Here is a 19,918-nt window from a genome sequence, read left to right as displayed (position 1 = left end):
AGTGTAAATGAAACATCCATAATTTTGCACTCACCCTATTTTACGTTTACTCTGATTCTGTCATTTCATCCATATGAATCTGTTTTCCTGTGAATAGTTTGTAAAACAGATGTGTGCGAATATCTAACAATTTATGTAGCGCATGCCATTGGCTCCAATGGTGTGCGTTTTGATTTTTTATATATGTTTGGAGTGCCGGTGGCACTTTTTCTTTATATCCTAATCAAAAAACGTAGGCTCACGCCTACCGATATTCATCTCCCACCTAAAATTGTTGTTTCACACCTTCACATTTTTGAGGAAGGAGTCTTTTGTCGGAAAACAATAAAATCTTATTAATTTTTATAATTAGTAGAATTTTTATAGAAATAATCCTCTTAATCTATTAAAATTATATCGTATGATGTCAGATTTTATTAAGGGGAGAGAAAATTTTATGTTGAAAAAAATCATTCCAGTTGCTTTAGCATTAAGTACAGTTACTTTTTCAAGTGTATTTGCTGCGCCTCCAGCTCAAGCAACTACAGAACCAAACCGCTACATAGATGTACAAATGCTCGGTATTAACGATTTTCATGGGCAACTAGACACTGTAAAGAAAATTAACAATAAAGATGCAGGGGGAATCGAGTACTTAGCGGCTTATTTACGTGATCGTGAAAAACAAAATCCGAATACATTAAAGGTTCATGCTGGCGATATCGTTGGAGCAAGTCCTCCTGTTTCAGCATTATTACAAGACGAACCCACAATTGAATTTCTAAATGATCTAAAATTTGATGTTGGAACCATCGGAAATCATGAATTTGATGAAGGCATTGAAGAAATGCACCGCCTTATTTATGGTGGATACCATGAAAAAACAGGGAATTTTAAAGGAGCAAAATTCCCATATGTTGCCGCAAATTTCTATAATAAATCCACCGGTCGTCTATTTTTACCACCATTTACTATAAAAAAAGTACAAGGAGTTCCTGTTGGCTTTATCGGAGTCGTAACAACAGATGTTCCTAACGTTGTTATGCCTACTATGCTAAAGAATGTAGAAATTACAGATGAAGTTGCAGCCATTAACAAATCCGTAAAGCAATTGAAAGAACTAGGCGTTAAATCTATCGTTGTTCTTGCACATAACGGAGGTACAACAGATGAGAACGGCGTAACAAATGGTGATCTCGTCCGATTAGCAAATGAGACTGATTCAGAAGTCGATGTTATTTTTGGGGGGCATAGCCACACCTATGTAAATGGAACTGTTAATAATAAACTTGTCGTACAAGCAAATTCTTATGGAATGGCTTTTGCTGATGTTGATGTAAAGATTGATCGTAAGACAAAAGATATTGTTGAGAAAAAAGCAGAAATTGTTACAACCTACCATGATGGCATAAAGCCTGATGAAAAAATAAAGAAGAAGTTGGATAAATATCAAGAAAAAATCGCACCTCTTGTCAATGAAGTTCTTGGTAAATCTACCGCTCCACTAGATCGCAAACAAAATACGGCTGGTGAATCTACTCTCGGCAATTTAATCGCTGATGCCCAGCGTGCAACAATGCAATCCCAAATTGCTCTTATGAACCCTGGTGGTATTCGTAATGACTTAGATGCTGGTGATATTACATGGGGAGAGGTATATGGCATTCAACCATTCGGAAATCAATTAATAAAAGTCAATTTAACGGGTCAAGACATTCGTGATATTTTAAATCAACAATGGCAAAAAGACATAACAAGAATGCTTCAAATTTCAGGGATCCAATACACTTGGGATGCGAACAAGCCAAATGGAGAAAAAGTCACAAGTATTCGCTTAACAAATGGAGAAGAAATTATTCCTACTAAAACTTACAGCGTCGTTGCGAACGCATTTCTAGCTTCAGGTGGAGATGGATTTGTGTCCTTTAAAAATGGGAAAGATGCTGAAACAGGACCAACTGATTTTGAAGCATTAGTAGATTATATAAAACAAGCAAAAGAACCAATTCAGCCTATTATTGATGGAAGAATTCAAAAAATAAATTAGTTTTTCATTAATCTCAAAACACCTAGATTACCTGTTCGCTATACTTTTTAGTGTGCAGGTAATCTATTTTTTCTTGTGTGGGTTTGAAATAAAGTCCTACCGTGATCAACGGATTTACCATCTATATGCAAAGTACCGAAAAAAAGAAAATTTATATTTAATTTTGACATATACGCTAATGTAACTTTAATAGAAAAAATCAATAGAAATTTGAAAAATGGACATGTTGATAATAATAAAGCCATAAATAATTTAGAACAGGATATCCAGGAAGAACTTAATAAAAAATTACAACATATGTTGTATGAAATACAAAAGAATAAAATTGATCCAATTGCATTATCACTATATGCTAGAGCTTTTCAATATAAAAAGTGGAAAAAACTAAAAGGAAATTGGCCGCAAGCATTAACAGAGGCTAAAATAAATATAAAAACTCACGTCAAAATTAAAGATACTGGAACCATTAGAAATTAGACTAGACTATACTTATATTTCATAAAATTTCTCTGTACATTTTTCCTTCCTCAATAATAATTATGTGAAGGACGCTAACTCAAAGAAAGATCTATTGGTTAAATGCTAACCAATAAATCTTTCTTTTTTATTACTAATTATTATCAGATATCAAATTATATCCATAATAAGTTACAAAAAATAATATAATTACTATCCAAACACATATAAACACCTTATAAGAATGTTTCATTTTATATACCTCAATGATTATATATAGATTCATAATGAATTTAAATCTAAAAATTCATTTGTATGTATTATTAGATTCAATAAATAATGTAACTTTAAAGTTCCCCTATTAAAAATACCATCTAGGCATTTTTTTAGAACAAATAAAATGTCTAAGATGATATTATTAAAAGTTTAGTTTTTTAATATTGTTTTAAGTAATAATATTTTCTTTAATGCAGTTAAATTCATATGTATAAGGGTCTATGTAGCAATTAGACTAAACCATAAACATGTACTAAATTGTGTGGGAAAGGAAGTACATTTTATTTAATCTCATTACAAAAAAACCTAAATAGTTGGTATTCTTCTTTTAAGACAGAAAGGAAATTTTATAATTTGCATGTAGTTCTAGCTCAGACTTTTTACTACACACACCCTTATACACATTGATAAATCATTTTAACTTTACATTTCGTAACAAAAATAAACACAAAGAAAAACAAATGAAACAAAAGTAACTTTATGTAATGTCATTGTAACATTAATGTAACATATAATATTTAAACATACAATATTTTTTATGGTTCTGGTGCAAAAATACTGTCATTGTGTACACTGAAAATATTCATAAATAAAGGACGTGTACGACGATGAAAAAACCAGTGGATATTAAATGGAAGCATTATGAACCGGAGATTATTCTATTAGCAGTTAGATGGTACCTCCGGTACAGTTTAAGTTATCGAGATTTGGTAGAAATGATGGAGGAACGTGGTTTATCCATTTCTCATACAACGATTATGCGTTGGGTTCATCGGTATGGATCGGAACTAAATAAACGCGTTCGTCGTCATTTAAAGAAAACAAATGATTCCTGGCGTGTCGATGAAACATATATCAAAGTGAAAGGAAAATGGATGTACTTGTATCGGGCTGTGGATTCTGGGGGAAACACCGTTGATTTTTATTTAAGTAAAAGTAGAAAAGCGAAATCAGCTAAACGTTTCTTCAAAAAGGCCTTATCTTCTTGTCATACCTCAAAACCTCGTGTCCTCACAGTTGATAAAAACCCAGCCTATACAAAAGCCGTGAAACAATCACAAAAAGCAAGAGACCTACCAGCAGGAATCAAGTTACAACAGATGAAATATCAAAACAACATTGTCGAGCAAGACCATCGTTTTATCAAAAAACGGGTCCGAAATATGCTAGGATTTCAATCTCTTCACACAGCAACCAAAACACTTGCTGGAATAGAAGCAATGCATATGATTAGAAAAGGACAGACTTTCTATGGAGGAAAGTCTGTCCAAAAGCAGATACAACTGATTAATATTCTCTTTGGTCTTAACGTATAAACAGTCATTCCGTTAGAAATGACTCATTCTTTTTACTCTTCATTATCTTTTTGTACCAGAATCCTGAGTATTATATGCCCCTTATAAATTTTACAGAACTAATTAAACCTATACCTTCACATAAGCTTAAAAACATCTTATTGCTTGCTGATCCGCACGAAGCACGACCGTTTAATAAAACTTCTTTAAAATTTAGAGAAGAGGTTTCAGAAAAAATCTGGAGGGAACTATGTAGATATATGTAAACAGAGTCGCCAAGGATTTGCTGTTTCATATTTCGCACTAACTTTCCTAATGCAGACAGCTTTTATAAGACATTTTTCTAAAAGAAATTTAATCCCTCAATTTAAATGATAGAGGGATCTCTTTGATTTACGATTACTGGTAGCCTACGCGTCTCTACAAAGCATCTCTTCACACTTCACTTTATCATAAAAATTGATATTCTGGTATATCATCACTAGACTTATTTCCTTTAGTTTTGCAATATTTGTATCCTATCTGCTGTCTGTTATATAAATCCCCATGCTCCAAACAGGTAACGTCCATCACCTCAAGTCTTTAGAATAGTCGTCCCAGCACACTCCTGTGATAAATCAGTATGAATTATATGCTAGCGTTGAATCATTTTCCTTCATCTAAATTCAATAAAAAGAGGCACAGACTTTTAAAGATTGTGCCTCAATTACCCTATTCACTTTAATTCCACACTATTCAAAACGTTGTTTAATGTCTTTAGTTCCTCAACAGTCAATGTAATGCCCTTACCCATCTTTTCATGATTTGGCGCCCAATCACGCAAATCATACTTTGCTTCTTTTCCATTCCAACTAATAAGATTTAATTCTTTTGTCCACCCTTTAGGTGATTGAGATAAAACGCCTACGTTTTCTTTAATTTCAAACTTTATATCTGCCATAGCTATGTCTCCTTTATAGTACATAGTCACCGCATTGTTGCCTGTTTTTCGACCTATATCAATAGAATCTGAATTTCCACACAAAAACTCTGCTTGTCTCATGACCACTTCCAGTGAATTCCCCGCTTAAATTGGTGGGGAATCCCATTTCTTGAACAGCCTTTTAATGATTCTTCTCCTACCTGCTTGAGCGCTTTGTCTGAAACTCCAGTCAATAGTTATGTTGTTCTTAATCGCATTTATTAATTCATGTGCGATTTTCTTTAGCGTTTCATTATCCATGGATTTCTTAATGACATCATCAGCTGTTAACTCCTCAGAACAATATTGTGAAAAAGTCAGTAACTAAGTATTATAATATGAGTAGGAATATTGTACCAATATACTTTTTATCATCAGCCTTTTAAATAATTGAAAAGGAGGTAATTATGTCATTTTTGTACGAAATGAAAATTTTAGCACCTTCATAAAAAGATATCCAGTCACATTTATTATTGTTTTTATTACCACAGTAATATTTATTCTCACGTGCATAGACGGAGGACCCACCAATATCCATACTGTAATTAAATATGGAGGACTATCTCAACCGCTTTTCTCAAATGGCGAATACTTTAGATTGGTTACATATTTATTTCCGCATGTTGGGGGAGTTACTCATTTCTTATGCAATATTTCATTTATCTTAATTCTTTCTCCTCCTCTAGAACGGATTATGGGGAGTTTCCGTCAAGGCATTATTTTTCTATTATCAGGTATAATTGGTGGACTATTTGTAATATACTTTACTCCTGAAGTCGTAGTAGGTGGAGCTTCTGGTGCAGGTTATGGTATGTTAGGAACATTTTTAGCTTTAATTTATAAAAAAATGCATATATTGATAATACGACAAAAAAGTATATTTTTGTCGTAACAGCAATAAATGTGATTTATACTTTTACTGGGGAAAATATTAGTATACCCGCGCATTCCGGAGGCTTGATTACAGGTTTTCTTCTATCTACCTTATTAATAAATCACACAAAACCAAGAAATATTGCAACAAATTATCTCGCTCCTATTACAGTTACCCTTGTTATCTTGGTTGGATACATCATTTCTCAAGACAACCATACAATTATAAGAAAAGTAACTAAGGCGTCAGATACTAATACAATAGAAATTATTAATGATGCGAATTGGTTTAATGAAAAATACAAGAACATTTATCCACTTATGGATGAATTAATAGACAGCTATAACCAAGGGATATCAAGCCATGCAGAAAAAGAACAATTTTTGATCAAGATAGAAAAAAAGGAAGACAATATTCAAAAAATTATTAGTGAGATTTCTAAGAAAAAATTCAATCCAAATATGAACGAACCTCAAGCATTATTACTTGAAATTTTCAACAAATTAAATGAAGCTGCTGAGTATTCTAAATTAGCTATAAACAACAAGGATGTAAGCAGTGGCAATAAATTTTCCAAATCTATTGACGATATAAATAAAAAAGCCGAAAAATATAATCAGTTGCTAACCCGTATATATGAAAAATCAGGTATACAGTGGACATCCAATGGAAAAAACTAAATTAATCCAGCTAGATGATTATCATCTAGCTGGATTTTTATTTTGGTTTGCTGATAGTTCTTGTACGGTTCACTATGATATGTCTAAGAGAGTTTTTTTCTTAAACTGCTTTAGGAGTGATATCTCTCCTATGTTTAGCCCTACTAAAATGGTAAGGCTATTTCATCTTCAAAGGATGAATTAAAAATTGATTTTAAATGATTATATTTTTGTAAGTAATTTAAGCAAACAAAGGAATACTCCCCAGTCGAGGCCTTCCCCTTTACACGTGACATACTAATAAATAACGCATTTTTTATTTGTTTTGGATTAGCTGTCTGGGAAACGATTACATCATTTAAATGACGTGTTGATGGAGAATCTAACACTAAAATAACATTAGGTGCTTGCCAGCCTTTGTAGCTGTGGTATGAACATACTTATTTACCATCTCTGTAAAAAGGCCATTTTTCCAGCCTCTGACAAAGGAATGGATATTGTGGATGTAACATAAGAGATCACCTTATGATGATCTACTTTTAGTATTCCTAAAAAAACATCAGGTTAATTTCAAGGAACAAATGGACAGGTCTATGTCCCTTATTCTTTACTTATTTTGATTTTTTTGAGCTCTTAATGCTATTTTTTCAAGTCCATTTTCTCCAGCAAGTTCTACATCTGCTTTTGGGAGAACGTTTTTATCATTCTTAAATTGATTTTTTTTATTTTTAGCCATTCTTTCACCACCCTTGTAGTTTAAATTTAGTTATTCCTTCAAAGATGCCAACAATTATACATACACCATATACAGATAGCGAAGTAGTATCTTTTCGTTATCGGCACCCTTGATTTTAGTTTGCTTTCTTTTTTGTAGGCTTATGCTATTTGATTTTCTTCTGTAACTAAACTCCCCCATTAGCTCAATAAGAAAAAGAAAAATCCTGCAGTTTTACTACAAGATTTTGATCAAACTTTATTATTTCCAATTTCCATCCATCTTTTGCTCAATTATTTCTAATACCATCGATTCAAGTCATATATGGTATTTTATAGAGCATCACACATCAAATCCTCTTATTAATACCTATACGACTCGAATTACCATCAACCCTAATATGTTAGCTCAAGTAATTACTTTAACCTTATACGAGTAATTTGATCATGAGGTGAAAATTACTAAAGATGCAGTTTAAAAATAAAAAAGCCTTTTTAGAAGGGCTTCTTTATTTTTCTTAGACTCATGCCCAGTTGTATAACATAATATTCCCTGTATGCCTTATAACTTCTCTCATCTTCAGCCGTACATTCGGGTGTACTGTTTAGTCTAGGAAGAGTTATTATAATTTAGCTGACATACTACCCATAAATTTATTGATGGAAGAAGTCTGAAAGATACGGAAATAAGGAGATTGAACGTCGTAATGTTTGTCTGTAATTATAAGGATTGAAGGAAAGAATTTAGAAGCTTTCGGTTGCCAGGATTCATTGTGCCATTCTTGACTATGGAAGTATAACTCGTATCTGCTTCCTAAACGCGAAAGACTAATTGTCTTCAATCCAATCTCTTTTGCTGTTTTCATTAACTCGATTACATCCATTGTTTCTCCACTGTAGGAGATTCCCCAAAGTTATTAGGTAATATAAAATGGTCTCCTTTTTTAAAGAAAAAGAGTTCGCCGTCTTTAATTAACTCACCTTCTCCCTCAATTACACTAAACTTTTTTCTATGGCCGATAAATCCCCAACCAAAAAGGATGCTCGTAAAAACTCTTACAAACATACTCTCATAGTGAATAAAACCTAATATTTTGGTAGTTAAAATATACATCTGCATTTCGTAAAGGATTTCACAAAATAGAATTCTATCTACTTGAGAGGGGTCACTTTAGCTTTTATTCCATTTTTTCTTGCTCATCGACTTAAATGATCGTTTAATAACATCAAAGAAACTTAGAGAACGAACCATGTGATTTGGATTTACATATTCTCGTATGGTCCGAAGAACTTTTTTGGGATCCTTAGAAGAAAAGGTGAAGGTCCCGTTTCTCTTCGTTTCAATCGCATAACGTGGAATCCATTTCCCTTTAAACATCACAGAGGCAATAACGTGATCTACTTCTTCCCATGGAATTTGAATAAATTTACGTGTGTCACGAGAATTATAAAATTCAAACCCTTTATCACCAATCATAATTTCCCCATAATCTGCAAGTCCCATAAAGGAAGTGGCATCTATTACTAGATCTACCTTTGTATTAATTGACTGAACCATTATATCCGCTCCATTTCTATTATCTTATTTATTAATTGCTTCTCTAAGCAATTAAGTCAACATGAAAAGTGGCCGAATCAATATCCTCCAGCCACTTTTATTTGCAAACAATTATGTATTTGCAGGCTGTAAAAGTCTCCTACAAACTACATCTCAATAGTAAACATTGGGAATTGAGAGCGTCGATACTTTCATTATAAAAGTCCAATTACGTGACCAACTATCCCAACTACGAATAGGGAAAGAATAATAACAATTGGGCTGACTTTTTTCTTAAGCAACCACATACATAAGAATGTCAGAAGCAATGCAGCCAAACCAGGAATTAATTGATCCAAGTTATTTTGTAAGGTCGTTACTTTCGTAGGTGAAAGTGCCATTCCTGAGTTTACTTGTTCAAAAGCTTGACGTATTCCTTCCCCATTTAAAGGAAGCTTATCCCATTCAATATATGCACCTTTATCTAACTGAACTTTAGATATAACCGGCTGAAATTTAATCGATACCCACCGTTGTACTAAGGCAGCAAGTACGAACATACCAAGGATTGATGCACCTTTTGTAATATCTTGTAATAATCCACCTGAAAGATTATCAGTGATTTTAGAACCTGCTTTATAACCAAATTCTTGTGTATACCACATAAAGCCCCAACGAATCAGATTCCAAGCTAAGAAGAAAAGGATTGGCCCAAGGATATTTCCACCCATTGCTAATGATGCCCCTAAAGCACCTAACATCGGACGTAAGGTAAACCAGAATACTGGATCACCAACACCGGCTAAAGGACCCATCATCCCAACTTTAACCCCTTGAATTGCCACATCATCAACTTCAGCACCATTAGCACGTTCTTCTTCAAGTGCTAATGTAACTCCTAGAATTGGTGAAGCAATATAAGGGTGCGTATTGAAGAATTCCAAGTGACGTTTTAACGCTGCTTTTCGATCTTCTTTTGATTTATATAATTTTTTGATTGCTGGAATCATCGAGAAGACCCAACCACCATTTTGCATACGTTCATAGTTCCAAGAACCCTGAATAAACGTAGAGCGCCATGCAACGGCTAAACGATCTTTTTTTGTTAATTGAATTTTTTCTGCCATTTCTTTTCTCCTCCTTCTGAATTAATAATCGTTTAAGATATCGCCAAGTGGATCGCCAGAGTTGCCTCCACCACCATTTGAAGAACCACCCATTTTAGAAAGTTTCAAATAAATAAGAGCTAAAGCCACACCCAATGCACCAAGTGCAATAAGTGTTAATTGAGAGATTGCAGCTATTACGAAACCAATAATGAAGAATGGCCATACTTCTTTAGTTGCCATCATATTAATAACTAAAGCATAACCAACCGCAACAACCATTCCACCACCAATAGCCATTCCGTCAGTTAACCATGCAGGCATTGATTCCAAGAATGCTTGAACGCTTTGTGCAGGGATAAATAAAAGTGCTCCTGCAGGAAGCGCAATTCGAATCCCTTGTAAACACACCGCAGCGATATGTAACATTTCGATTTTTTTTATATTTCCTTCTTCAGCTGCTGTATCCATCATATGTACGATAGGGACAGCTAGTGTACGAACGATCATTGTTAAGAAAAGGCCTGCTACTGCAAGCGGAACCGCTACTGCGATTGCTGATGCAACACCACTAACACCTTGTCCGCCTAATACTAAAATAATTGCTGATGCAACCGATGCCAATGCAGCATCTGGCGCTACGGCTGCCCCGATATTTGCCCATCCAAGTGCAATCATTTGAAGTGTACCACCAAGAACAATACCAGCCTCCAAGTTGCCTGTTACTAAACCAATTAATGTACATGCCACTAGTGGTTGATGAAATTGAAATTCATCTAATATTCCTTCCATACCAGCTAGAAAAGCAATTAGTATTACTAAAACTATTTCTATAATAGACATTATGGACCCCCCATTTCATTTAAATTTGCTATGTCACTATGCTAATTCAACTTTCGCTTTTTTTAGAATGTCATCCATGTTTGCACGATTATCATTCGGTACTTTACGTACATCAAACCGAACGCCTTTTTTTTCCATTCTCTCGAAAGCCTCAACATCTTCTCGTCCCATAGAAAGAACCTTACTAACGACAACTTTACCGGTTGAATGAGCCATAGAACCAACGTTAACTTCTTTAATGTCCACACCGCCCTCAATAACTTTTAGGACATCTAGTGGGTTTTCAAATAATAATAGTGCTTTAGTGTTACCAAAACGGGGATCTTTTGCAACTTCAATCATTTTGCTGATTGGAATAACATTTGCCTTAACCCCTGGTGGTGCCGCCTGTTCGATCAATTTCTTACGAAGGTCGTCTCTAGACACTGCATCTGAAACTACGATAATACGATTTGGGTTTGTAGACTTTGTCCACGCAGTCGCTACCTGACCGTGCAATAAACGAGAATCCACACGGGCTAAAACGAACTTGATTTTCCCGTCACCAACTACTGTACCTGGAGCAAGCGGACCTTTTGCTTGTCCATCTTCAACAACTACGGTATTAGTATTTTCTTTCGGCTCTAGCTCTTCAGGTTTAATTCTAACCCCCTCTTTTGCCGTTTTAACGATATGTACTGCGATTTCTTGAGCAGAATCCATTGAGAAACGGGATGCATAGGCTTCAATCACCATTGGTAAATTCATACCAGCAACGATTGCCCAATTGTCTTTGTGTTCTTCATACAAGCTGTTAGCTTGATTGAATGGAGTACCGCCCCATAGATCAACTAAAAACAATACTTCATTTTGATTATCAAAAGATGCAACTGCTGCTTCCATTTTTGCTCTCAAATCGCCTGGACCTTCGCTCGGCATTAAGGTAACCGCTTTAACGTTTTCTTGTTCTCCAAAAATCATTGCGCTAGATTGTAAAATGCCTTCAGCAAATTCGCCATGACTTGCTAGGATAATCCCAACCATATCACTACCCCCAATGTTTCCTTCTGTTTTTTCTGAATAGACACAACTGTTGCGTCTATTTTCGTCAATCTTTGTCTATTGAAAAGTTAACTTCTTCTCTGAGAAAATCACCTCCTTTATCCCTAGTAAGGATCTCGGAATTCATTATTCCGTATCGGCTCTGTCCTGATAGCCAAGATTTATCATTTATTCACCCCCAGAACAAACCTGATTCTTGAGATTTTTAAAGCGGTTTCAAAATTGGCGAGGAGGCATTGTTGTCGCCTATCTCTTCGAAAATTGAGTGATTGCTGTGAAATTTTTTTCTCATTCTCATCAGGACTACTTGACCTTCTCCTAACAGACCGCCTGCTTTATTCTGTTCCTCTATGAGATTACGATATACAGCGAGGCTGCGGATGGTGTACTATCGCTGAATCAGTGTTAAAGCTGTCCCCCCCCCTCTACCTAACAGTACTGCGCCAGATTAAATGATTGATGAAAGCTTAGTCATAAAACTCATTTTGTTGTTCCATATATCACTTGTGATTTTATTCACAAATAGAAGTAGTAAATAAGGCGCTTTTATACAATGCCAGATTAACTAATCATTGACTTAAACCTATAAAGTCAATAAAGGGTCTGCTAAGTAATAAAATTCACTGCCATAACTTATATTACTAGAATGCCTTTCTATCATACATTCACTATCAGAATCTAATACTCAGTTGTCATTGAAAACGTTAATACATCCTCTTCAAACCTTAATGAAAGTATCTACCATTACTGTATTTCAATATCAAACAGTTAAAAGTTTTATTTTTTACCGTAACTTCCGGAAAAATAGTAATTTTACCTTATCAAAACAAAAAGGTATAGACCTTCCGAGCCTTACCTCATTTCATGACGTAGATAAGATAAAAACTTCATTACATTCGTTTATTTCTTAAGCTTTTGAATAAAAGACGGCTTTTTCATCGTTCTTAATAGCTAGCAGAAATACGGCTCTGTTGCAAAGTTTGAAAAAAGCATAAACAGGTTGGTTAATACGGAAGAATGCTTAGGAAGTAGCTAGTTAATGTTGATTCCCCCAAAAAAAGAGTAACAAAATGTTACCCTCATCAGAAAAAATCGAACTAATATTTTCTAAGCTATACTCCAAACACAGTCATTCCTAGATAAACTAAAATATAACTAATTAAAGCATTTGTAAGAATCATACTTTATTCAAAGACTACAGCTGGTTAATTTGTGTTAAAATAAACAAACATCCTTTATACGTTATATATGGATAATTAAAATTATTGCAAGCTTGAAACAATACAATTAGTGTTACCTACCAAATCGTATTCCCCAAAATTATTAGGTAATATAAAGTGGTCTCCTTTTTTAAAGAAAAAGTGTTCGCCATCTTTAATTAACTCACCTTCTCCCTCAATTACACTAACAAGAAGGAATGCTTTTTGTTGTTTCAAACTAGCTGATCCATCTAGCTCCCATTTTCCCACTGAAAAATACGGGCATTTGATAAAGTTTGTTACGATCAAATCATTTACTTTTTCATGTTTTACAGTTAACTGATTCGATATAAATGGATTTTCGGTTACATCAATACTTTTTTCAAGATGAAGCTCACGTAAATTCCCTTCTGAATCTCTTCTATCATAATCATACAATCTATAGGTTGTATCAGAGTTTTGCTGTGTCTCTAATATCAAAATCCCTTTACCGATTGCATGAACAGTTCCACTTGGTACATAGAAGAAATCTCCCGGTTTCACCTTCACACGATGTAACAGTTGATTCCATTCTTTCTGTTCAATCATAGCCATGAACTCTTCTTTTGTTTTCGCATGATGTCCATAAATAATTTCTGCGTCTTCTTTGGAATCGATTACATACCAGCATTCTGTTTTTCCCAGTTCTCCATTTTCATGTACACTGGCATACTCATCATTTGGATGAACTTGAACAGATAGGTCTTGATTGGCATCCAAAATTTTTGTAAGAAGAGGGAAACAATCTCCCTCCACATTTCCAAATAAATCTCGATGTTCTTCCCACAACTCACCTAAAGATAAACCTTTATATTTTCCGTTCTTAACAATACTTTGTCCATGTTTATGTGCTGCGAAAGCCCAGCACTCTCCAGTTTGATTTGATGGAATCTCATATCCAAAAGAAGTTAATTGCGTTCCACCCCAAATTCTTTCTTTAAAAACAGGTGCAAAAAATAATGGTTCAGTCATGATTATAATCCTCCATTCTATACAATTTCATCTAGTAGCTTGTACGCTTCTTCTTTTGTTTGGACGGATAATAACCGCTCTCTATAATTATCATCCATTAGTTTTCGAGAAAGCATTTGAAGGATTTTTAAATGTTGATTTCCTTCACTTTCTTTTGGTACCGCAATCATAAATATTAATTTCGCTTCCGTTCCATCAAGGCTTTTCCAATCTACGCCTGATTGTTTAATCCCAAATACCACACTCGGTTTCTTAACAGCTTCTGATTTTCCGTGTGGAATCGCAATATTCATACCAATACCTGTTGTACTTTCTTGCTCACGATTCATAATCGCTTGTTTAAATTCTGTTTTGGAATGCAATGCACCGACATGGTTTAATTTTTGAACCATTTCATCAATGACGTCATCTCGTATTTCTCCCTTTAGATCTGTTTCAATTAACTCTAAGCTCGTAATGTCTGTTAGTTTTTTTATTTCTACCTTATCTACTTGTTTGCTTTCTTTTTGCGTTTCTTGCTCCACTTGCAGCAGTTCTTTTGTTGCTGAAACTTCTTGTATTTGTTCAACTGCTTGTTTTTCTACCTTTGAAATGTCTTTTTTCAATACATTTACTAGAACAGCAGTCACAGCTGAACCTACAATTACAGCCACAAAGAACATAAATACATTATCTACTGCTCCTAGCACCGCAACAATTGGACCGCCATGTGCCACTCTATCTCCTACATGGCCAATCATGGCAATCACAGCACCTGTCATTGAACCAGCCATAATACTTGGAATAACACGAAGTGGATCTTGTGCCGCAAATGGTATCGCACCTTCCGTAATCCCAAATAGCCCCATTGTAAATGATGCTTTACCCATCTCTTTCTCTGAATCTTGGAATTTCCCCTTACCTATGAAAGTAGCAAGTCCCATTCCAATTGGTGGAATACAGATTGCCGCAGCAATCGGACCCATAATCTCATAGTTTCCTTCTCCAATCATTGCTGAACCAAATAAGAATGCAACCTTATTGACTGGTCCACCCATGTCAAATGAAATCATTGCCCCTAAAATTAATGCTAGGAGAATTGAACTTGATCCCTGCATACCCGCCAACCAAGCAGTTAATGACTCGAAAGCTTGTGCGACAGGAGCACCAATAATAAATATAAATGCTAAACCAACTACAAGCGAAGCGAACACCGGAATAATAATAATCGGCATAATTGGTTGAATCGCTTTTGGAACTTTTATTTTTTTAATTCCTAATGCTACATAACCTGCTAGGAAACCAGCGATAATTCCGCCAAGAAAACCAGCACCACTTTCACTTCCATAAAAACTTCCTGTTGCTGCAATATATCCACCAATCATACCAGGAACAAGACCAGGTTTATCGGCTATACTATACGCTATATATCCAGCTAAAATTGGAACCATAAACGTAAATGATGCACCACCAATTTGTTCAATTGTTTTCCAGAAAGATCCATCTGGAATCACTAGACCTCCAGGTGTTTTTTCTCCACCGAGCGTCAATGCAATTGCAATTAACAATCCACCAACTACAATACATGGAACCATAAAAGATACACCATTCATTAAATGACGATATATCGGGTTTTGCTTTCTCTCCTGTTGATTACTATCAACTGTTTTGGCCTGTGAATGATAGACAGGTACATCACCACTTGCTACCTTCTGAATTAATTCTTCTGGTCTACGGATACCATCTTGAACTCCGACAACCAACAATTTTTTGCCTACGAATCTATCTTTATTTACCGCTCTATCAGCAGCTATAATGATACCGTCTGCTTCTCGAATATCTTTTTCAGTCAGCTCATTTTCTACCCCTATACCACCTTGGGTTTCAATTTTCATCTGAATACCTAATTTATCCGCTGTTTTTTGCAAATTTTCTGCAGCCATGTAAGTATGGGCAATTCCATTCGGACACGATGTAATCGCTAACAGTTTCATTTCTAATCCTCCTCACACTATCGTTGTAAGCGCCTACACATAATATAAATCAATATCGTAATGACAAAAGTTTCATTTTTTACCGTAACTTCCGGAAAAATAAACCTTTTACCGTAACAAACAAAAAAGCGAAGTATTTAGGCCCTCACTTTTCGTTTAATTATGTAAATACGATAAAAATTTCATTACGTTTGTTTCTTTGGTAAGCTTTTGAATAAAGGATGGTTGCTGACTTATGAAGGATAGCTCATGAAATAACTGTTTCGTTACCTCTTTCCCATCACTTTTAACTGCTAGCATAAATACAAGTGATACCTTCTCTGATCCCCAATCAATTGGTTCCTTTAATGTAGCTATTGCAATTACCGACTCTTGAATAAATTTCGGATTGCCATGTGGAATCGCAATCCCTGCTCCAATCGTTGTTGCTGACATCTTTTCTCTTATAATTGCATTTTCTGCATACTCTTTATCTACATAGCCTTTGCTATGCAAAGCATGCGCTAGCTTTTCAATTAGCTCATATGGGTGCTGCACGTCCTGTTGTAAAAATACTAAAAATGGAGATGTATAATTGAGCATAACAAAGTCTTTTTGTTCTTTATAACTCGGTTCATCGCATTCTTTTATAAAGTCCCCTAACTTCTTTTCTTCCGCTCCCTCTAATAATGGGGATACCACAATATGAGGAATAAGTAATTTTGAAAGAGCAATGGTAGAAATAACGAGTTCCACATCATGATGTTTCATTAAATAATCTTGTAAATCAGCTTTTGCAATGCAGTCCATCACATGGATATGACGAAATTTCCGCTCAATTTTTGTCCGTAACAACTGTGACATCCCAATTCCCATATGACACACTATAATTACATTTTTTGATTTTTCCTGATGATCTAACCGTTCAACAGATGCTTCAAAGTGTAGAGTAAGATACGCCGCTTCTTCTTCCGGAATATATAGAATTAAAGATTCATTTATTTCTTCTAATACCTGAATCAACATATTAAACATATATGGATACATTCTTTTTATATCGTGTAGCATTGGATTGGATACAGAGAGATCATAGTTCAAACGATTCAACGTTGTGTATAGATGAATTGTTAATCCCTCAATTAAAACTTGGTCTCTACTGAAATCAATTTCATACAACTGTGACATTCGTTTTATTAATTGATGTACAACCCTAGAAAGGATTGGATTACTTTCAGTAAGTTTACTACCTTCCCCTGGCTTGTCTTGATAACGGAATTTCCCGCCCAAAATATGAGCTGTTAAATACGTCGCTTCTTCTTCTGTAAAATGAACAGCGAAAACACACTCTAATCGTTTTAAAAACTCCAATGTCCATTTATATTCTTTTGTTTCTTGTATTATTTTAATTTCCCTTTTAGAAGTTAAAATCGATTGCTTAAGCTTCATTCTCCGTACCATCAGCAACGTATGAACTAATAAACTTTCAAATGCATCATCTGTAAAAAATAATGCATGTCGTTTTTGTAGCGCTTTCAATTCATTCGTAACAAATTCTACTTCATGATATAAAAATTGTTCCTTAATAAATTGATTCGTTAGCTCTGAATTACGAATTAAATCTGATAATCTAGCCAATGCTTTTCTTTTATTCTTTTCATTTCCCCTAACAATCAGTCCTATCCGCTGTTTTGAAACAACAGTTAAATCAAAATGATGTAACCACTTTTCAATTCTATCTAAATCTTTCTTTATAGTAGTACGATTTACAAAATGTTGAGAAGCCATATCCTGTGCAGTGACTGCCTTTACATTCATTAACAAGTTATAAGCAATTTGCAGGATTCTTTCTTCATCCGATTCATACTTTGTACGATTATTTATACAGTAAAGTTTATTAAACAAATCTACCTTTTCATATTCCTCAATCTCTAAGTAAACTCCTAAGCCCGGCTTCCTAACAAGAATTGCACTCGAATAATTCGTAAGGTGATCCTCAATTGCTTTAAAATCATTACGAATTGTTTTTTCCGAGCAATTTACTTGATCCGCAAGGTCTTGCACTAATAAATAATCATTAGATTCAGATAATAACAGAAACAAAATTTCTTTTTGTCTTGTATTCATGAATTTCACCTATCTCTTATATCCTTCTATGTTATATGCATTACGTCACAGGATATTTTTATTTTCCCTTATAACTAACACTTTAGATTATATGTGCTGATTTTAAAATTCCAACTATGTTATATATCTATATGTAATAACATGACACTAGATTGCCCTTACTAGTAAGCATCAAAATTCCCAAGAAGTTAAATCTATTGGGAATCTTGATGTTCTTTCAATACTTATTAATATATGATATACCGTTATATGTTATTGACTCAGGAGTTTCTAGATAAAACGTTCTCGCGTTGGAAATTCCTTTTATTATATAAACCATTCAAAACGGTACTTATTATCATGCGCCAATACTTTGTACTTGCATTACTTTACTTACACTTTGAAGCACTTGTTCTTCATCTTCCCCTTTTGCAATCACTTTAATTTGTGCGCCTTTTGGAACACCAAGTGCCATAATACCCATAATAGATTTTAAATTCACTTGTTTTTCTTTATACTCAAGCATCACTTCTGATTTAAATGAGCTAACTGCATTAACTAATGTTGTTGAAGGACGCGCATGAAGTCCCCCATCTTCTAATATTGTAAATAAATTTTCTACCACTTATGATTCCCCCTTCAGTTTTCTAAATTCATTAAGGTCCCATTCTAAGTATCTTCGCCGAGAATAGAAAACGTTTACATTTAATATATAGTAAAGCAAACTAAGTAAAAATTTTATTTTTTACCGTAGCTTCTGGAAAAGCTGTTTTTATCTTTTTCCGACAGAAGACTCCTTCCTCTGATATTATGCGAGGTTAGAGGTATACAATTTTCTCTAAAAAACATTAAAAGGGGTATATTTAACTATAAACATTCGAATGATTTTTAATGTTTTCTGGATACAATTCAGCCAGCATTTTAACCGAATTTACTTTCCAGAATTCACCGAAAGATGTAATCATTTTTTCTCTATCATTCATCCCTTCACTCCTATTCTATATAATTCCGATATAGAATAGGAGTGAAGATGTTACAATTTCGTTTCGAATGATTATTATTATATCGAAATGGAGGTGAAACTTATGATTATCAATAAAGCATATAAATTTCGTATATATCCAAATAAAGCACAAGCAACGCTAATCAATAAAACGATTGGTTGTTCTCGTTTTGTATTCAATCATTTCCTATCTCTATGGGATAACGTATACAAAGAAACAGGAAAAGGTTTGAAATATGGTACTTGCTCTGCCAAACTTCCTGCCATGAAGAAAGAATTTGTTTGGCTAAAAGAAGTGGATAGTATTGCTATTCAGTCGTCTGTTCGCAACCTTGCGGATGCTTATACACGTTTTTTCAAAAAACAAAACAGTGCCCCGCGTTTCAAATCTAAGAAGAACAATGCACAATCTTACACCACACAACAAACAAATGAAAACATTGCCGTTGTGGGAAACAAAATGAAATTGCCAAAACTAGGTCTTGTTCGATTTGCCAAAAGTCGTGAAGTAAGAGGGCGTATTTTAAATGCTACGGTTAGACGGAACCCTTCTGACAGATACTTTGTGTCATTATTAGTTGAAGCAGAAGTGCAAGAACTTCCGAAAACACATTCTTACATTGGAATGAATGTAGGACTAAAAGATTTCGCCATTTTGTCAGATGGAACAACCTATAAAAATCCGAAGTTTTTTCAATCATTAGAAGAGAAGTTGGCAAAAGCACAGCGTGTTCTTTCTAGAAGAATGAAAGGATCTTCTCGCTGGAATAAACAACGAGTAAAGATCGCTAGAATTCATGAATACATGACAAACGCTAGAAAAGATTACTTGGACAAAATCTCGACTGAAATCATCAAAAAT

Annotated in this window: 16 protein-coding genes and 3 pseudogenes; 6 read left to right on the top strand and 13 right to left on the bottom strand. The window is 34.5% G+C overall.

The genetic code is table 11. The features are described 5' to 3' along the window. The first annotated feature begins 436 nt into the window (after positions 1 to 436). From BAU28_RS27190 to BAU28_RS27180, 3 genes and pseudogenes are all read left to right on the top strand, one after another. Entirely contained in the window at positions 437 to 2,026 is a 1,590-nt protein-coding gene (locus BAU28_RS27190) for a bifunctional metallophosphatase/5'-nucleotidase (RefSeq protein ID WP_071721089.1), read from the top strand. A gap of 138 nt (positions 2,027 to 2,164) precedes the next feature. Further along, a pseudogene (locus BAU28_RS27185) lies at positions 2,165 to 2,503 on the top strand (Ger(x)C family spore germination C-terminal domain-containing protein); the annotation flags it as partial. A gap of 863 nt (positions 2,504 to 3,366) precedes the next feature. Next, complete coding sequence (locus tag BAU28_RS27180) at positions 3,367 to 4,074, top strand: IS6 family transposase (protein ID WP_071721087.1); 708 nt, start codon at positions 3,367 to 3,369, stop codon at positions 4,072 to 4,074. A gap of 694 nt (positions 4,075 to 4,768) precedes the next feature. On the opposite strand, the gene BAU28_RS27175 is transcribed toward BAU28_RS27180, so the two are convergent. Both BAU28_RS27175 and BAU28_RS27170 read right to left on the bottom strand, forming a co-directional pair. Then, entirely contained in the window at positions 4,769 to 4,993 is a 225-nt protein-coding gene (locus BAU28_RS27175) for a YdbC family protein (protein WP_033719866.1), read from the bottom strand. Positions 4,994 to 5,119: 126 nt separating this feature from the next. Continuing rightward, positions 5,120 to 5,335, bottom strand: a complete 216-nt coding sequence (locus BAU28_RS27170; protein WP_276327765.1) for a type I restriction enzyme endonuclease domain-containing protein — start codon at positions 5,333 to 5,335, stop codon at positions 5,120 to 5,122. 91 nt (positions 5,336 to 5,426) lie between these two features. Here BAU28_RS27170 and BAU28_RS30610 point away from each other — a divergent pair, with 91 nt between their 5' ends. Both BAU28_RS30610 and BAU28_RS27160 read left to right on the top strand, forming a co-directional pair. Beyond that, on the top strand, positions 5,427 to 5,906 hold the full coding sequence (locus BAU28_RS30610; protein ID WP_083594997.1) for a rhomboid family intramembrane serine protease: 480 nt from the start codon (positions 5,427 to 5,429) through the stop codon (positions 5,904 to 5,906). Between the two features lie 65 nt (positions 5,907 to 5,971). After that, positions 5,972 to 6,568 (top strand): hypothetical protein, encoded by a 597-nt coding sequence (locus tag BAU28_RS27160; RefSeq protein WP_071721083.1) that lies wholly within the window; start codon positions 5,972 to 5,974, stop codon positions 6,566 to 6,568. Positions 6,569 to 7,154: 586 nt separating this feature from the next. Here the strand turns inward: BAU28_RS27160 and BAU28_RS31370 are convergent. The 11 genes and pseudogenes from BAU28_RS31370 to BAU28_RS27105 form a co-directional block, all read right to left on the bottom strand. Further along, positions 7,155 to 7,283 (bottom strand): hypothetical protein, encoded by a 129-nt coding sequence (locus BAU28_RS31370; protein ID WP_002175141.1) that lies wholly within the window; start codon positions 7,281 to 7,283, stop codon positions 7,155 to 7,157. 601 nt (positions 7,284 to 7,884) lie between these two features. Further along, positions 7,885 to 8,073, bottom strand: a pseudogene (locus tag BAU28_RS27150) (hypothetical protein); the annotation flags it as partial. 62 nt (positions 8,074 to 8,135) lie between these two features. Beyond that, a pseudogene (locus BAU28_RS27145) lies at positions 8,136 to 8,261 on the bottom strand (hypothetical protein); the annotation flags it as partial. A gap of 171 nt (positions 8,262 to 8,432) precedes the next feature. Further along, entirely contained in the window at positions 8,433 to 8,819 is a 387-nt protein-coding gene (locus tag BAU28_RS27140; protein WP_071721079.1) for a DUF956 family protein, read from the bottom strand. 194 nt (positions 8,820 to 9,013) lie between these two features. Further along, positions 9,014 to 9,925 carry a PTS system mannose/fructose/sorbose family transporter subunit IID gene (locus BAU28_RS27135; protein WP_002175137.1) on the bottom strand — a complete coding sequence of 304 codons (912 nt, stop codon included), beginning with the start codon at positions 9,923 to 9,925 and terminating at the stop codon, positions 9,014 to 9,016. Positions 9,926 to 9,946: 21 nt separating this feature from the next. Further along, a complete protein-coding gene (locus BAU28_RS27130) occupies positions 9,947 to 10,747 on the bottom strand; it encodes a PTS mannose/fructose/sorbose transporter subunit IIC (RefSeq protein ID WP_048376089.1) in 801 nt (266 codons plus the stop codon). Between the two features lie 36 nt (positions 10,748 to 10,783). Next, complete coding sequence (locus tag BAU28_RS27125; RefSeq protein ID WP_071721077.1) at positions 10,784 to 11,770, bottom strand: mannose/fructose/sorbose PTS transporter subunit IIA; 987 nt, start codon at positions 11,768 to 11,770, stop codon at positions 10,784 to 10,786. Positions 11,771 to 13,050: 1,280 nt separating this feature from the next. Beyond that, the gene (gene manA, locus BAU28_RS27120) at positions 13,051 to 13,998 is read right to left on the bottom strand and encodes a mannose-6-phosphate isomerase, class I (protein ID WP_071721075.1); all 948 of its coding nucleotides are present in this window, start codon (positions 13,996 to 13,998) and stop codon (positions 13,051 to 13,053) included. A 17-nt stretch (positions 13,999 to 14,015) separates the two neighbouring features. Further along, positions 14,016 to 15,971, bottom strand: coding sequence for a PTS fructose transporter subunit IIABC (locus BAU28_RS27115; protein WP_071721074.1), 1,956 nt, complete (start codon positions 15,969 to 15,971; stop codon positions 14,016 to 14,018). 156 nt (positions 15,972 to 16,127) lie between these two features. Then, entirely contained in the window at positions 16,128 to 18,074 is a 1,947-nt protein-coding gene (locus BAU28_RS27110) for a BglG family transcription antiterminator (protein ID WP_071721072.1), read from the bottom strand. Positions 18,075 to 18,411: 337 nt separating this feature from the next. Beyond that, the gene (locus tag BAU28_RS27105) at positions 18,412 to 18,678 is read right to left on the bottom strand and encodes a phosphocarrier protein HPr (RefSeq protein ID WP_071721070.1); all 267 of its coding nucleotides are present in this window, start codon (positions 18,676 to 18,678) and stop codon (positions 18,412 to 18,414) included. A 460-nt stretch (positions 18,679 to 19,138) separates the two neighbouring features. Here BAU28_RS27105 and BAU28_RS27095 point away from each other — a divergent pair. Further along, positions 19,139 to 19,918 (top strand): RNA-guided endonuclease TnpB family protein (locus BAU28_RS27095; protein WP_071721121.1); only part of this gene is annotated, 780 nt, incomplete at its 3' end.

This window comes from Bacillus paramycoides (assembly GCF_001884235.1).
In the GTDB taxonomy this organism is placed as follows: domain Bacteria; phylum Bacillota; class Bacilli; order Bacillales; family Bacillaceae_G; genus Bacillus_A; species Bacillus_A paramycoides.
The sequence above is the reverse complement of the archived record's forward strand: the minus strand, read 5'-3'. Positions and strand labels throughout refer to the sequence as shown.